The following is a 15,207-nucleotide window of genomic DNA, read 5'->3' on the forward strand; positions in this document are numbered from 1 at the left end:
GGCGCGTCAGGGGCGGGCCGCCGCCTGGGCGCGCAGGGCCCGCAGCAGGTGGTCCTGCTCCTCGACCAGGATCCGCCGCAGCGCGGCCGGCGCCCCGGCGTGGTTGCTCAGCCACAGCTCCGTGCGCGCCACCACCGGGTGGTGCCGCGGGTCCCGCCCCGGCTCCAGGTCCGCGTCCGAGGGGTAGAGGCCCTCGACCGTGCGGGTGGCCATCCCGATGGACCGGCGCGCCCAGACCTCCTCCAGCATGGCGAAGTAGGGCTCCCGGTACGGTGCCAGCAGGTCCTCCGGGCCGAGCCGGAACCCGGCGATCGTGGCCGTCAGCAGGTCGTTGGACAGCCCCTCGCCGGTGATCGCCTCCCACGCCTCGGCCTTGGCCTCCGGGGTGGGCCGGGCGGCCCGGGTGCGGGCCCACCCGATCTGCCCGGTGCGGGTGCGGTCCGCGGCGTGCTCGCGCTGCACGGCCGCCTCCAGCTCCGGGTCCGCGCCGTGGGCCGTGGCCACCAGCGCGGTCCACAGCCTCCAGCGCAGCTCCGGGCCCAGCGCCAGCCCGGGCAGGGCGTCCGCCCCGGTGAGCAGGTCCCGCAGCCAGCTGTCGTGGGAGCGGTCGCGCCGGGCCAGGCGCGCGGTCTGCCGGGCGAGGGCGAGCTGGCGGTCGCTGCCGGGGTCCGCCCGGCGCAGCTCGCGCACGGCGGCGTCGAGCAGCCGCCCCCGCAGCCGGTCCCGCCGCGCCGGCGGGGTGTAGCGCTCCACCGCCAGCACGGCGTGCTCCACGGCGTTGGCGAACATCCCCGGCTGCGGCTCGGCGAACCCGTGGTCCAGGACGGCCCCCACCCAGTCGCCGGGGTCCAGCTCGGCGTCACGGGCGGCGTTCCACAGCCCCGACCACAGCTGGGCCCGGGCCATGGCGTCCTCCACGGAGGACAGGGAGCTCAGCGCCGTGGTCAGCGACAGCGGGTCCAGGCGGGTCTTGGCGTAGGTCAGGTCCTCGTCGTTGACCACGAGCAGCGGGGCGGTCGAGCCCACGAGCTCCGGGACCTCCACGCAGGCCGCCGCGGGCAGGTCCACGCCGACCGTGCCGGTGCGCACCAGCACGTCCCCGGGCCCGCGCTCGTAGCCGCCGAGCAGCAGCCGGTGCGGCCGCAGCGCCCCGGCGCCGGGCTCCTGCAGCAGCGCGGCGAAGGTCACCACCCCGTCGTCGTCCCGGGCGAGGTCCAGGCTCAGGGTGGACACCCCCGCGGTGGACAGCCAGGAGTCCGCCCATCCGCGCACGTCCCGCCCGGAGGCCTCCTCGAGCACGGCCAGGAAGTCCTCCAGCGTGGTGGACCCGTAGGCGTGGCGGCGGAAGTAGGCGCGGCACGCGTCGACGAACGGGCCGTAGCCCACGAACGCGACGAGCTGCTTGAGCACCGCCGCGCCCTTGGCGTAGGTGATGCCGTCGAAGTTCTGCCGGGCGGCCTCGAGGTCCGGGACGTCGGCGACCACCGGGTGCGTGGTCGGGAGCTGGTCCTGCTGGTACGCCCACGCCTTGCGCCGGTCGGCGAAGGCGATCCACGCCTCCTCGAAATCGGTGGCCTGCACCGACGCGTGGGCGCCCATGAACTCCGCGAAGGACTCCTTCAGCCACAGGTCGTCCCACCAGCTCATGGTCACCAGGTCCCCGAACCACATGTGGGACATCTCGTGCATCAGCGTGTTCGCCCGGCCCTGGTACTGGGCGCGGGTCGCCCCGTCCGGGAACAGGTACTCCTCGGTGAACGTGACCAGCCCCGGGTTCTCCATCGCCCCGAGGTTGTACTCCGGCACGAACGCCTGCTCGTACTTGCCGAACGGGTACGGGTGGTCGAACAGCTCGGTGAAGAACGTCAGCCCCTGGCGGGTGAGGTCGAACAGCTCCCGGGCGTCGAGGTGCTCGGCCAGCGAGGCCCGGCAGTACAGGGCCAGCGGCACGGTCATCCGGCTGCCGTCCTCGAAGGAGTGCCGCCACTCGCCCGTCACCCGGTGGTAGGGACCGGCCAGGACGGTGGTGATGTACGTGGAGATCCGCTCGGTGGGGGAGAACTCGTGCCGCAGCGCCCCGCCGCGCTCCGCCTCCGGGGCGGGGGAGCTCGCCATCCGCACCCCGTTGGACGAGACCTCCCAGCCCTCCGGCGCCAGGACCGTGAACCGGAACGACGCCTTGAGGTCGGGCTGCTCGAAGCCGGCGAAGACCCGGCGGGCGTCCGCCGGTTCGTACTGCGTGTAGAGGTAGGTGCGCCCGTCGGAGGGGTCCACGAAGCGGTGCATCCCCTCGCCCGAGCGGGAGTAGCGGGCCCGGCCCGCCACCGTGACCTCGTTGCGCGCCGCGAGCGGGGGCAGCCGGATCCGGGAGCCCTCCACGACGTCGTCCGGGTCCAGGGCCACGCCGTTGACCGTCACCGACTCCACCGCGTGCGCGATGAAGTCCAGGAACGTCGGCGCGGCCTCCGCGGCGCGGAAGCGCACCGTGGTCACCGACCCGAACGAGTCCTCCGCCGGATCCTCGGCGGCGGAGAGGTCCAGCAGCACCTCGTAGTCCTCCACGGTGATCAGCGCGGAGCGGTCGGCGGCCTCGCGGCGGGTCAGGTTGTCGTTGCGCACGGTGCCATTGAACCATCCGGCCCCCGCCCCGGCCTGGACAGCAGGCTGACGGTGCCTAGGCTGGAGACGACCGCCGCCCTCGACGCCAGGAGGCCCCCATGGCCGACGCCGCCGCCCCCGGCGGGCGCGCCCCCGCACCGGTGGGCCCCGCAGGGCAGGACCGCCGCACCGTGCTCGCCGGCGCGCTGCTGGGGGCGGGCATCGCCGCCTCCGTGGTGGACCTCGCCGTGTTCCACCTCGTCCTGCACTGGCACCACTTCTACGACCTGTCCACCACCGGCGTCGCGCTGTTCTCGGACGGCCTCTTCCACGCCTTCGGCTGGTTCGTGACGGTCGGCTCGCTCTTCCTGCTCGCCGACGTGCGGCGCCGGGGGGCCCTGTCCCGGGGGCGCTGGGCCGGGGGCCTGCTCAGCGGCCTGGGCGCCTTCCAGCTCGTCGACGGCGTGGTGCTGCACAAGGTGCTCCGGATCCACCAGGTCCGCTACGACGTGGACCTGCTGCTCTACGACGTCAGCTGGATCGGCACGGCCGCGCTCGCGCTCGCGGCGGGGCTGGCGGTGCTGCACCGCACCCGGCCCGCCCGGGCCGTGCGGTGAGCCCGCACCACGGCGGCCCGGGCTGGGCCACCGTCGAGGCCGGGGCCGTGCTCGTCCTGGTGGTGGGCGCGGCCGGGTACGCCGCGGCGCTGTGGGCGGCGCGGCACCGCACCCCGTGGCCGGTGCGGCGCAGCGTCCTGTGGTTCTCCGGGCTCGGCTGCGCCGGGGCGTCCCTGCTGGGCCCCCTGGCCGCCGCCGCCCACGGCAGCTTTCCCGCCCACATGCTGGTGCACCTGCTCCTCGGGATGGCGGCGCCGCTGCTGCTCGTGCTCGGCGCCCCCGTGACCCTGGCGCTGCGGGCGCTGCCCGTGACGGCCGCCCGCGTCCTGACCCGGCTCCTGCGCAGCCCACCGGTGCGGGTGGTGAGCCATCCGGTGGTGGCGGCGGCCCTCAACGCCGGGGGCCTGTGGGCCCTGTACGGCACCGGCCTGTACGCCGCCGCGCACGCCTCGGCGGCCGTGCACGCCGCCGTGCACGCTCACGTCCTGGTCGCCGGGTACCTGTTCACCGCGGCGGTCGTCGGCGTGGACCCCGACCCGCACCGGGGATCCCTGCGTCAGCGCGCGGCGGTGCTGGTGGGGTTCCTGGCCGTGCACGCGGTGCTGGCCAAGCGGCTCTACGGTCACCCGCCCGCCGGGGTGGACGCCGCCGACGCGCGACTGGGGTCGCAGCTCATGTACTACGGCGGGGACGCCGTGGACGTGGTCCTGCTCGTGGTCTTCTTCGCCCAGTGGTACGCCGCCGGCCGGGTGAGGCCGGCCCCGGCGGCGGTGTGACCGGCCGGGCTCAGCCCGCCGGCGCGGACCCGCCCCGGGCCTCCAGCTCGGCGACGAGCTCGTCGTGCCGGTCCTGGGTGACGGGGTGCGGGCCGTCCGGGCCGGTGAGGTACTCGTGCTCGAGCTGGCACGCGACCCGGCTGTGCAGCACCTGCAGCTCCACCAGGGACAGGGCCGAGAGCTCGCCGGGGAAGGCGCCGTCGGGCCCCAGGCACGTCTCGCAGCCGGGCGTGCCCCCGGCGGCGGGGCCGGCCGGCGACGGGACGGTGTCGAGGCCGCTCATGCCGCCACCTCCTCCGGGGCGGTGCCGCCGGAGGGCCGGGGGGCGGGGACGGGGGCGGCTCCGGTGCGGCACCGGGCGACCGGGTCGACCTGCACGACGACGGTCAGCTGGGAGTCCATGGCGGATTCCTTCCACAACAGGATGGCGCGGCCGGCTGCTTGACCCGTGAGGTCGAGCTTAGACCGGCGCGCCGCCCGCCACCAGGGGCGACGCCCACCCGTGCCGGGGGTCGGGAAGGGGACCGGCCCGCGGTCCGGCGTGCCGGACGGGGGCCCGCCGCCCGGTAGCCTCGGGGGCATGCGCACACTCGTGGTCGGTTGGTCCAGCGTCCTGCACGGCGAGGCGACGGCCGGTGACGTCCTCGCCATGGACGCCGTCGCCGACGCCCTCGGCGCGGCCGGCGTCCCGCACGACGTCGCCTGGAGCGCGGTGATGTGCCCGCCCGGCGGGCTGCGGCTCGACGACGCCGACCCGGGCCGGTACACCGACCTCGTGTTCGTCTGCGGTCCGGCCACCGGCCGCTCGATCGCCGAGCTGCACGAGCGCTTCGCCCACTGCCGCCGGATCGCGGTGGGGGTCAGCGTGCTCGACCCCGGCGACCCGGTGACCGCCGGCTTCCACCGGGTGATCGCCCGCGACCGCCCCGGGACCGTGGCCCACCGCGACCTGGCGGCCCGCCCGGCGCCCCGGACGGTGCCCGTGCTGGGGGTCTACCTCACCTCCGGGCAGCAGGAGTACGGCGCCCGCCGGCGGCACGAAACGACGCGGGCCGGTCTCGAGTCGTGGCTGGGCGGTCTGGACGCGGCCCGGCTGCCGCTGGAGACCCGGCTGGACCCGCGCGACTGGCGGCTGCCCGCCACCGCAGCGCAGGTCGGCTCGGTCGTCGCCCGGCTCGACGCCGTCGTGACCATGCGCATGCACGGTCTCGTCCTGGCCCTGCGGGCGGGGGTCCCCGCCCTGGCCGTGGACCCCGTCGCCGGCGGCGGGAAGGTCACGGCCCAGGCGCGGGCCTGGGACTGGCCGGCCGTGCTCGGGCCCGAGGAGCTCGGCCCCGACCGCCTCGAGGAGCAGCTGGCCTGGTGCCTCTCGGAGGACGGCCGGAAGGCGGCGCAGGCGCGCTCCGTGAAGGACCCCAGCGGGACCGAGCAGCTGTACGACCTCGTCCGGGAGCTGGGCGGCACGCCGCGCCCCGGCCCCGCCGGCCGGCCCGGCGCCGAGACCCCCGACGAGCTCCTGGAGAGCGCCGGACCCCCCGCGCACCAGCGGTGACACGCCCCCAAGATCAGCCGCCTGATCAGTCTGTGTAATACTCCGCACTATGAACTACCTGGGCATCAACGCGATTTTTCACGACCCTGCGGCGGCTCTCGTCGTGGACGGCAGAGTGGTGGCGGCGGCGGAGGAGGAGCGGTTCTCCCGGCGCAAGCACGGGAAGCGGCCCGTGCCGTTCTCCGCGTGGGAGCTGCCCGAGCAGGCGATGCGCTGGTGCCTCGCCGAGGCCGGGCTGACCCCGGCGGACCTGGACGCCGTCGGCTACTCCTTCGACCCGGCGATCGCCGCCGAGATGCCCGACGACCCGTACGACCCGGTCCGGGTGGACTACGCCCGGCGCGCCCCGGGCTTCCTCGCCGAGGCGCTGCCCGGCCTGGACCGGGACAAGGTCCGCTTCGTCGAGCACCACGTCGCCCACGCGGCGTCGGCGGGCCTGGCCGCCCCCTCCCGCACCAGCAGCGTGCTGGTGGTCGACGGCCGCGGCGAGGCGCACTCGCACCTGGCCGGCCGCTACCGCGACGGCGAGCTGGAGATCCTGCACCGCCAGGCCCTGCCGGAGTCCCTGGGCCTGCTCTACGAGTCCCTCACCGACCACCTCGGCTTCCTGCGCTCCTCCGACGAGTTCAAGGTCATGGCCCTGGCCTCCTACGGCGAGCCCCGCTTCCTGCCCGAGCTGCGCGAGCTCGTCCGCGCCACCGGCGACGGCGGCTTCACCGCCCAGGCCCCGGACTGGACCCGCTTCGCCACCCGCCGCATCGACGACGGCACCTGGGGCGGCAACCACGCCGACCTCGCCGCCTCCGTGCAGGCGGTGGTCGAGGAGGTCCTGGTGGACCTCGCCACCTGGCTGCACGGGCAGACCGGCGACCGGGTGCTCACCATGGCCGGCGGCACCGCCCTGAACTGCGTGGCCAACTCCCGCATCTGGCGGGACACCCCCTTCGAGGAGGTCTGGGTCCAGCCCGCCTCCGGCGACTCCGGCACCGCCCTCGGCGCCGCCCTGCACCTGGCCCAGGAGGCCGGCGACCTCGGGGCGCCGCAGCCCACCGCCGCGCTCGGGCGCAGCTGGTCCGGCGAGGAGCTCGCCCAGTGGCTGCGCACCGCCCAGGTGCCCTTCACCACCCCCGAGGACCTCGCCGGGGAGGTCGCCGACGTCCTCGCGGACAACGGGGTCGTCGCCTGGTTCGACGGCCGCAGCGAGTTCGGCCCCCGCGCCCTGGGCCGCCGGTCCCTGATCGCCAACCCGATGCACCCGGACAACCTCGAGCGGCTCAACGACGTCAAGGGCCGGGAGCAGTTCCGCCCCGTGGCGCCGATGGTCCTCGAGGAGCGCGCCGCCGAGATCTTCAGCGGCGGGCCGATGCCCAGCCCGTTCATGCTCTTCGTGCACGACGTGGCCCCCGAGTGGCGGGAGCGGATCCCCACGGTCACCCACGTGGACGGCACCGCGCGCATTCAGACCGTCACGGACGAGGACAACGCCGGGATCGCGGCGCTGCTGCGGGCCTTCGACGAGCGCACGGGCGTGCCCGTCGTGGTGAACACCTCGCTCAACACCGCCGGGCGCCCCATGGTCGACGACCCCCGCGACGCCCTCGAGCTCTTCGGCTCCGCCCCCGTGGCCGCGCTCGTGCTGGGCCCGCACCTGGTCCGCCGCGCCTCCTTCTTCCAGGAGGCCCGATGACGCCGGCGCCCACCGAGCCCGCCACCTACGCCGTCGTCATCCCCTCGGTGGGCCGGCCCACCCTGCAGTGGCTGCTGGACACCCTCTCCGCCCAGGACGTCGACGCCCGCCACCCCGGCCCGCTGGAGGTCGTCGTGGTCGACGACCGCCGCGGGGACGTGGCGCCGCTGCGGCTGAGCGTCCCGGACACCGTCGCCTGGACCGTGCGCACCGTGCGGGGCTACGGACGGGGACCCGCCGCGGCCCGCAACCGCGGCTGGCGCGCCGCCCGGCGCTCGGGCGCCGAGTGGATCGCCTTCCTGGACGACGACGTCGAGCTGCCCGCCGGCTGGGCGCAGCGCCTGGCCGAGGACCTCGCCGCGTGCGGGCCGGAGATCGGCGCGACCCAGGGCCGCATCGACGTCCCCCTGCCGGACACCCGCCGGCCCACGGACTGGGAGCGCAACACCGCCTCCCTCGAGGACGCCGACTGGGCCACCGCCGACATGGCCTACCGCGTGGCGGCCCTGGACGCCGTCTCCGGCTTCGACGAGCGGTTCCCGCGCGCCTACCGCGAGGACGCCGACCTCGCCCTGCGCGTACGCCGGGCGGGCTGGCAGCTCGTGCGCGGCGCACGCCGGATCACCCACCCGGTGCGCCCGGCCGACGACCTGGTGAGCCTGCGCGTGCAGGCCGGCAACGCCGACGACGCCCTGATGCGCCGGCTGCACGGGCCGGACTGGCGAACTGCGGCCGAGGCGCCCCGCGGCGGCTTCGCCTGGCACGTCGCGACCGCCGGCGCCCTGGGGGTCACCGCCGCCGGGGCGGCAGCCGCCACCGGGGCCGCGGCCCTGGGCCGGCATCCGGGCGCCCGCACCGCGCTGGCCGTGGCCGGCACCGGCGCCGCGGCCTGGGGCTGGCTCACCGGCCGGTTCCTGATGCTGCGCATGGGGCCGGGCCCGCGGCCCGGGGACCCCGAGTTCCTGCCCGAGCTCAGCCGCATGGCCCGCACCAGCGCCGCGATCCCCGTGGCCGCCGTGCGGCACCACCTGCGCGGCCGGTGGCGGCATCGGGGCGCCCCGCCCTGGCCGCTGCCGGTGCGGGCGGTGCTCTTCGACCGGGACGGCACCCTGGTGCACGACGTGCCCTACAACGGCGACCCGGCGAAGGTGGAGCTCGTGCCCGGGGCGGAGGAGGCCGTGGCCGCTGTGCGCGCGGCCGGGCTGGCCGTGGGCGTGGTCTCCAACCAGTCCGGCATCGGCCGCGGCCTGCTCACCCGCGCGCAGGTCGACGCCGTCAACGCCCGCGTGACGGAGTTGCTCGGCCCGTTCGACACCTGGCAGCTGTGCCCGCACGCCCCCGAGGACCGCTGCGCGTGCCGCAAGCCGAACCCCGGCATGGTGCTCGCCGCCGCCGCGGAGCTGGGCGTGGACCCCGCCGAGTGCGTGCTGATCGGGGACATCGGCGCCGACGTCGAGGCCGCCCAGGCCGCCGGGGCCCGCTCCGTGCTGGTGCCCACGCCGGTGACCCGCGGGGAGGAGGTCGCCGCCGCCCCGGCCGTGGCCGCCACCCTGACCGAGGCGGTCGCCTCCGTGCTCGGCGCCGTGCCGGACCGCCCGGTGGTGCCGGCCGGGGCCCGGGGCTGAGCGTGGGCCGCATCCTCGCCGTCCGCCTCGACTCGGACGGGGACGTCCTGCTGACCGGCCCCGCGCTCCGGGCCCTGGCCCGGACCGGGCGCCCGGTCGACCTGCTGGCCTCGCCCTCCGGGGCGGCCGCGGCCCGGCTGCTGCCGGACGTGGAGCACGTCCTCGAGCACGCGGCGCCCTGGTCGGGCTTCCGGCCGCCGCCGGTGGACCCGGAGGCCACCCTCGGCCTCGTCGGAGAGCTCGCCGCCCGCGGCTACGACCTCGCCGTGATCTTCACGTCCTTCCACCAGAGCCCCCTGCCCATGGCGCTGCTCGCCCGCCTCGCCGGGATCCCCCGGGTGGTGGCCACCAGCGAGGACTACCCGGGCTCCCTGCTCGACGTCCGGCACCGCCGCGCCGACCCGCCCGGCGGCGGGCACGAGGTCGAGGCGGCCGTGGAGCTCGCCGTCGCGGCCGGCGCGCCGCCGGCCGCGGGGGAGGAGCTGCGCCTGGCGGTGCGCCGCCCGCTGCCCCCGCTGCCGCCGGAGCTCGCGTCCGCCGGCCCGGCCGGCGGCTACGTGGTGCTGCACCCGGGGGCGTCCGTGCCCTCCCGCGGTCTGACCGCCGAGCACGCCGGGTCCCTGGCGGCCGGGCTCGCGACCGCGGGGCGCACCGTGGGCCTCACCGGCGGGCCGGGGGAGCGCGAGCTCACCGCGGCGACCCGGGCCGCCGCGCTGCGCACGGTGCCCGAGGACGCCGTGCTGGACCTCGCCGGGCGCACGGACCTGGCGGGCCTGGCCGCCGTGCTGGACGCCGCGGCCTGCGTCGTCGTCGGCAACACGGGCCCGGCCCACCTCGCCGCCGCCGTGGGCACGCCGGTCGTGTCACTCTTCTCCCCGGTGGTCCCGCCCGAGCGCTGGGCCCCCTACGGGGTGCCGGTCGTGCTGCTCGGGGACCAGGGCGCGGCCTGCCGCGGCTCCCGGGCCCGCGACTGCCCCGTCCCCGGGCACCCGTGCCTGTCCCAGGTCCCGCCCGCGGCGGTGCTCGCCGCCGTCGAGGACCTCGTACGACGGTCCGAGGACGCCCCCGCCCCTGTTCCCGCACCGGAAGGAGGACCCCGATGCGCGTCCTGATCTGGCACGTCCACGGTTCGTGGACGACCTCGTTCGTCCACGGCGCCCACACCTGTCTGCTGCCCGTGGTCGAGGACCGCGGTCCCGACGGCCGGGGCCGGGCCCAAACGTGGGACTGGCCCGCCTCGGCCGTGGAGCTCGGCCCGGCGGAGCTGTCCGACGCCGACGTCGACGTCGTGGTGCTCCAGCGCCCGCACGAGCTCGAGCTCCTCGAGCGCTGGACCGGGCGCCGGGCCGGGACCGACCTCCCGGCCGTGTACGTGGAGCACGACACCCCGCGCGGGCCCGCCGTGGCCACCCGCCACCCGCTGGCGGAGCGCTCCGACATCCCTGTGGTGCACGTGACGCACTTCAACCGGATGATGTGGGACAACGGACAGGCGCCCACCGAGGTCGTGGAGCACGGCATCCTCGACCCCGGCCCGCTCTACACCGGGCGCACCGCCAGCCTCGCGGCCGTGGTCAACGAGCCCGTCCGACGCGGGCGCATCGCGGGCACCGACCTGCTCACCGCCCTGGCGCGGGAGCTGCCGGTGGACGTGTACGGGATGGGCATGGACCGCTTGGCCGAGCACGCCCCCCACATGGCCGGGCGGCTGCACGAGAACTATCCTCAGGAGAAGCTGCACGGGGCCCTCGGCGAGCACCGGGCCTACTTCCACCCCTACCGGTGGACGAGCCTGGGGCTGGCGCTGCTCGAGGCCATGACCATCGGCATGCCGGTGCTCGGGCTCTCGACCACCGAGGCCCCGCGCGCCGTGCCGCCGGGGGCGGGGCTGCTCTCCAACGACCCGGAGGCCCTCGCCGCGCAGGCCCGGCTCTGGCTGTACGACGCCGACGCGGCGGCCGCGGCGGGCACCGCCGCCCGCGAGCACGCCCTGAGACACTACGGCCTGGACCGCTTCCTGGCGGACTGGGACCGCATCCTGGAGAAGGTGACAGCATGAGAATCGCAATGGTGTCCGAGCACGCCAGCCCCCTGGCCGCACTCGGCGGGGTCGACGCCGGGGGGCAGAACGTCTACGTGGCCGCCCTCGCCGCGGGCCTGGCCCGCCGCGGCCACGAGGTCGTCGTCTACACGCGGCGCGACGCCGTGCGGCTCCCCGACGTCGTGGAGCTCGCCCCCGGCGCGCGCGTGGTGCACGTCCCCGCCGGGCCGGCGAGCACGCTGCCGAAGGACGACCTCGCGCCCTACATGGACGAGTTCGGCCGCTGGCTGGCCCGGGACTGGGCCCGCACCGGCGCCCCGGACCTCGTGCACGCGCACTTCTGGATGTCCGGGATCGCCGCCCGCCGGGCCGCCGAGGCCCTGCAGATCCCGGTGGTGCAGACCTTCCACGCCCTCGGCGCCGTCAAGCGCCGGCACCAGGGCGCGGCGGACACCAGCCCGGTCGGCCGCCTCGCCGCGGAGAACGAGATCATCGCGGCGGCGGACCTGGTCCTGGCCACCTGCCGGGACGAGCGCGCGGAGCTGCTCGCGCTGGGCGGGGACGACTCCCGGATCGACGTGGTGCCCTGCGGCGTGGACCTGGACGCCTTCGTCCCGGCCCCGCCGCCCGCGGGCCGGCGCCGGCCCCGGATCGTGGCCCTGGGGCGGCTGGTGGAGCGCAAGGGCGTGGACGTCGTCGTGCGGGCCCTGGCCGAGCTGCCCGAGGCGGAGCTCGTCGTGGCGGGCGGCCCGGACCGCGCCGACCTCGACCGCGACCCGGAGGCGCTGCGGCTGCGCGCCCTCGCCCGCGAGCTCGGCGTGGACGGCCGCCTGGAGCTGCGCGGGCGCGTGGACCACGACGACACCGCCGCCCTGCTGGCCACCGCGGACGTCGTGGCCTGCACCCCCTGGTACGAGCCCTTCGGCATGGTCCCGCTCGAGGCGATGGCGTGCGCCCGCCCCGTGGTCGGCACCGCCGTGGGCGGGCTGCTCGACAGCGTGGAGGACGGCGTGACCGGCCTGCACGTGCCCCCGCGCGACGTCGCCGGCACCGCCGCCGCCCTGCGCGCCCTGCTGGAGGACCCCGGGCTGGCCGCCCGGATGGGCCGCGCCGGCCGTGAGCGCGTCGAGCGGCTCTTCGGCTGGGAGCGGGTCGCCGAGGAGACGGAGCGCTCCTACGCCCGGGTGCTGGAGCGCCACCGGCGGGAGCACCCGCCGCTGCGCGAGCGGACCGGGCGGTGGCTGGACACCCACGCCCAGGAGCTGGCCGTCGCGGCCCGCGAGGCCGCCCGGCACGCCGACGTGGTGGACCGCTGGGGCGCCCGCCTGGCCGCGCTGCTGACCGGCGGCGGGCGCGTGCTCGCCGCCGGCAACGGCGGCAGCGCCGCCGAGGCCCAGCACTTCACCGCCGAGCTGGTGGGCCGCTTCGTCGACGAGCGCCGCCCGCTGTCCGCCCTGTGCCTGTCCGCCGAGACCTCCAGCCTCACCGCGATCGGCAACGACTACGGCGCCGAGGAGGTCTTCGCCCGCCAGGTCGGCGCGCACGGCCGGGCCGGGGACGTCCTGGTCGTGCTCTCCACCAGCGGGCGCAGCCCCAACGTGCTGGCCGCCGCCGAGCGGGCGCGCGAGCAGGGGATGCACGTCTGGGCGCTCACCGGCCCGGGCCCCAACCCGCTGGCCGAGCGGGCGGACGAGGTCCTCACGGTGCCCGCCGCCAGCACCTCGGTGATCCAGGAGGTGCACCTGATGCTGCTGCACGCCGTGTGCGCGGCGGTCGACGCCAGGCTGGTCCCGGCCGTGGAGGAGCCCGAGGGCGGGTACGAGCGGACCGGCGAGCTCACGGCGCGCGACGCCGTGCGGGCGGGGGTCGCATGAGCGCGGCGCGCATCGTGGTGGTCGGCGACGCCCTGCTGGACCGGGACGTGGCCGGCACCTCGACCCGGCTCAGCCCCGACGCCCCGGTCCCGGTGGTGGACGTGGACGCCGTCTTCGCCAGCCCGGGCGGGGCCGGCCTGGCCGCCCTGCTGTGCGCGGAGCCCCCGGCCGTCGGGGCCGTCCCGGCCCGGGTGACGGTGACCCTGCTGGCGCCGGTGGCCGAGGACGACGCCGGCCGGCAGCTGGCCGAGGCCCTCGGGGACGTCCGCCTGGAGCGGCTCGGCCACGAGGGCGGGACCCGCACCAAGACCCGGGTCCGCAGCGCGGGCCAGACCCTCGTGCGCGTGGACGAGGGCGGGCCCGGCACCCCGGTCGGCGTGACGGCCGCCCACGTGGCCGCCGTCCTGGCCGAGGCCGACGCCGTCCTGGTCTCGGACTACGGGGGAGGCGTCACCACCGACCCCGCGGTGCGCGCGGCGCTCGAGGAGCACGCCCGCACCGGCGTGGTCGTGTGGGACCCGCACCCGCGCGGCGGCGCTCCCGTGCCCGGCTGCACCCTCGTCACCCCCAACGCCGCCGAGGCCGCCGCCGCCCTCGGGGCCCCGGGCACGCCCCGGGACCTCGCCGGCGGGCTCCGCCGGCAGTGGGCCGCCTCCGCCGTGGCCGTCACGGCCGGGGCGGACGGCGCGTACCTGGCCACGGCCGCGGGCGTGGAGCTGGTGCCGGCGGCGCCGGTGCAGAACACCGACCCCTGCGGCGCGGGGGACCGGTTCGCCTCCGCGGCGGCGCTGGCCCTGGGCGGCGGCGCCCACGTGACGGCGGCCGTGGAGACCGCCGTGGAGGCCGCGGGGCAGTGGGTCGCCGCCGGCGGCGCGGCCACCTACCGCACCCGCCGGGCCGCCGGGGTGCACACCCGCCCGGCCCTGCACCCGGGCGCCGAGCGGCTGCCCCGGGAGGTGCAGGAGCTGCTGAGCGAGGTGCGCGGGCGCGGCGGGACCGTGGTGGCCACCGGGGGGTGCTTCGACGTGCTGCACGCCGGGCACATCGCCTCCCTGGACGCCGCGCGGCGCCTCGGCGACGCCCTCGTGGTGCTGCTGAACGCCGACGACTCCGTGCGCCGGCTCAAGGGCCCGGGCCGGCCGGTGGTCGGCGAGGCCGACCGCGCCCGCGTGCTGGGCGCGCTGCGCAGCGTCGACGCGGTCGTGGTCTTCGACGAGGACGACCCCCGCGCCGCCCTGAACCTGCTCCGCCCCGACGTGTGGGTCAAGGGCGGGGACTACACCCCGGAGCAGCTGCCCGAGGCCGCCGACGTGCGCGGCTGGGGCGGGCGGGTGACCGTGCTGCCCTACCTCTCGGGGCGCTCCACCACGGCGATCCTGCAGAAGGCCGGCCGTGAGGGCTGAGCCGGCCACCGCACGGGACCTTCCCGCGCAGGACCTTCCCGGCCCGGAGCGGTGGACCGTGGACCCGGCCACGGTCGGGTCCGGGGACGTGCTCGTGCTGCGGGCCCTGGGCCTCGGGGACCTGCTGACCGCGGTGGCCCCGCTGCGCGGTGTGCGCCGGATGCTGTCCGACCACCGGCTCGTGCTCGCCGCCCCGGAGCCCCTGGGCACCTGGCTGGCCGGGCTCGGCGTCGTCGACGGGGTGCTGCCCCTGTCGGGGCTGGTGCCGCTGCCGCCGGTGCGCGGCGGGCACGTGGCCGTGAACCTGCACGGGCGCGGCCCGCGCAGCCACGAGCTGCTCCTGGCCTCCGGGCCCGAGCGGCTCGTCGGGTTCGCCGCCCCGGAGGCCGGGCACACCGGCCCGGCCTGGCGGCGGGACGAGCACGAGGTGCGCCGCTGGTGCCGCCTGCTGGGCGAGGCCGGCGGCCCGTGCGGACCGGAGGACCTGCTGCTGCGCCCCCACCGCCCCGCGCCCGCCGGTGCTCCCGTGATCGTCCACCCGGGTGCCGCCTCCGGCTCCCGCCGCTGGCCGGCCGCCCGCTGGCGGGAGGTCGCCCGGGCCCTCGTCGCCGACGGCCACCGGGTCGTCGTCACCGGCTCCGCGGCCGAGTCCGGGCTCGCCGCCGCCGTGGCGGACGGCGTCGACGGCGTCGAGGACCGCTGCGGCACCATGAGCCTGGCCGGGCTGGCCGCGGCCGTCGGGGACAGCGCCGCCGTGCTGAGCACCGACACCGGCGTGGCGCACGTGGCCACCGCCCTGGCGGTGCGCTCCGTGGTGCTGTTCGGGCCGACCCCGCCCGCGTGGTGGGGCCCGGCCGTGGACCCCGGGCTGCACACCGTCCTGTGGCACGGCGACCCGTCCGCACCGGCCTGGGGGGACCCGCACGCGGCGGAGCTCGACGAGCGCCTCGCCGCCGTCACCCCCGACGAGGTCCTGGCCGCGGCCCGGGCCCAGCTGGCCGCCGCCCGCCCCTGAGCCGGGCCGGCGCCGGCCC

Annotated in this window: 13 protein-coding genes; 10 read left to right on the forward strand and 3 right to left on the reverse strand. The window is 77.6% G+C overall.

What is annotated here, in order from left to right; genetic code table 11:
- Positions 1–6: 6 nt before the first annotated feature.
- Positions 7–2,619, reverse strand: coding sequence for an aminopeptidase N (pepN, locus tag ACWCOM_RS15190; protein WP_454549590.1), 2,613 nt, complete (start codon positions 2,617–2,619; stop codon positions 7–9).
- Positions 2,620–2,717: 98 nt separating this feature from the next.
- Between pepN and ACWCOM_RS15195 the strand changes: the two genes are divergently transcribed.
- Both ACWCOM_RS15195 and ACWCOM_RS15200 read left to right on the forward strand, forming a co-directional pair.
- Positions 2,718–3,215 (forward strand): DUF2243 domain-containing protein, encoded by a 498-nt coding sequence (locus ACWCOM_RS15195; RefSeq protein WP_454549591.1) that lies wholly within the window; start codon positions 2,718–2,720, stop codon positions 3,213–3,215.
- A complete protein-coding gene (locus ACWCOM_RS15200) occupies positions 3,212–3,991 on the forward strand; it encodes a cytochrome c oxidase assembly protein (protein ID WP_454549592.1) in 780 nt (259 codons plus the stop codon). Before ACWCOM_RS15195 ends, ACWCOM_RS15200 begins: the two co-directional genes overlap by 4 nt.
- 10 nt (positions 3,992–4,001) lie before the next feature.
- Here the strand turns inward: ACWCOM_RS15200 and ACWCOM_RS15205 are convergent, their stop codons facing one another.
- Together ACWCOM_RS15205 and ACWCOM_RS15210 are read right to left on the reverse strand one after the other, a co-directional pair.
- Positions 4,002–4,274 carry a hypothetical protein gene (locus tag ACWCOM_RS15205; protein WP_454549593.1) on the reverse strand — a complete coding sequence of 91 codons (273 nt, stop codon included), beginning with the start codon at positions 4,272–4,274 and terminating at the stop codon, positions 4,002–4,004.
- Positions 4,271–4,393 carry a hypothetical protein gene (locus ACWCOM_RS15210; RefSeq protein WP_454549594.1) on the reverse strand — a complete coding sequence of 41 codons (123 nt, stop codon included), beginning with the start codon at positions 4,391–4,393 and terminating at the stop codon, positions 4,271–4,273. The genes ACWCOM_RS15205 and ACWCOM_RS15210 overlap by 4 nt, the downstream gene beginning before the upstream one ends.
- 178 nt (positions 4,394–4,571) lie before the next feature.
- On the opposite strand from ACWCOM_RS15210, the gene ACWCOM_RS15215 reads away from it, so the two are divergent.
- From ACWCOM_RS15215 to ACWCOM_RS15250, 8 genes are read left to right on the forward strand one after another with little or no spacing between them, the layout of a single operon-like run.
- Entirely contained in the window at positions 4,572–5,543 is a 972-nt protein-coding gene (locus ACWCOM_RS15215; protein WP_454549595.1) for a polysaccharide pyruvyl transferase family protein, read from the forward strand.
- Positions 5,544–5,592: 49 nt separating this feature from the next.
- A complete protein-coding gene (locus ACWCOM_RS15220) occupies positions 5,593–7,230 on the forward strand; it encodes a carbamoyltransferase family protein (RefSeq protein WP_454549596.1) in 1,638 nt (545 codons plus the stop codon).
- Positions 7,227–8,855, forward strand: a complete 1,629-nt coding sequence (locus tag ACWCOM_RS15225; protein WP_454549597.1) for an HAD-IIIA family hydrolase — start codon at positions 7,227–7,229, stop codon at positions 8,853–8,855. The genes ACWCOM_RS15220 and ACWCOM_RS15225 overlap by 4 nt, the downstream gene beginning before the upstream one ends.
- A 2-nt stretch (positions 8,856–8,857) precedes the next feature.
- The gene (locus ACWCOM_RS15230; RefSeq protein ID WP_454549598.1) at positions 8,858–9,967 is read left to right on the forward strand and encodes a glycosyltransferase family 9 protein; all 1,110 of its coding nucleotides are present in this window, start codon (positions 8,858–8,860) and stop codon (positions 9,965–9,967) included.
- The gene (locus ACWCOM_RS15235; RefSeq protein WP_454549599.1) at positions 9,955–10,914 is read left to right on the forward strand and encodes a glycosyltransferase; all 960 of its coding nucleotides are present in this window, start codon (positions 9,955–9,957) and stop codon (positions 10,912–10,914) included. The genes ACWCOM_RS15230 and ACWCOM_RS15235 overlap by 13 nt, the downstream gene beginning before the upstream one ends.
- The gene (locus ACWCOM_RS15240) at positions 10,911–12,770 is read left to right on the forward strand and encodes a glycosyltransferase (RefSeq protein WP_454549600.1); all 1,860 of its coding nucleotides are present in this window, start codon (positions 10,911–10,913) and stop codon (positions 12,768–12,770) included. The genes ACWCOM_RS15235 and ACWCOM_RS15240 overlap by 4 nt, the downstream gene beginning before the upstream one ends.
- Positions 12,767–14,173 carry a PfkB family carbohydrate kinase gene (locus tag ACWCOM_RS15245; RefSeq protein WP_454549601.1) on the forward strand — a complete coding sequence of 469 codons (1,407 nt, stop codon included), beginning with the start codon at positions 12,767–12,769 and terminating at the stop codon, positions 14,171–14,173. The genes ACWCOM_RS15240 and ACWCOM_RS15245 overlap by 4 nt, the downstream gene beginning before the upstream one ends.
- Positions 14,163–15,188 carry a glycosyltransferase family 9 protein gene (locus ACWCOM_RS15250; protein WP_454549602.1) on the forward strand — a complete coding sequence of 342 codons (1,026 nt, stop codon included), beginning with the start codon at positions 14,163–14,165 and terminating at the stop codon, positions 15,186–15,188. The genes ACWCOM_RS15245 and ACWCOM_RS15250 overlap by 11 nt, the downstream gene beginning before the upstream one ends.
- The last annotated feature ends 19 nt before the right edge of the window (positions 15,189–15,207 follow it).

This window comes from Kocuria sp. KH4, assembly GCF_053711175.1.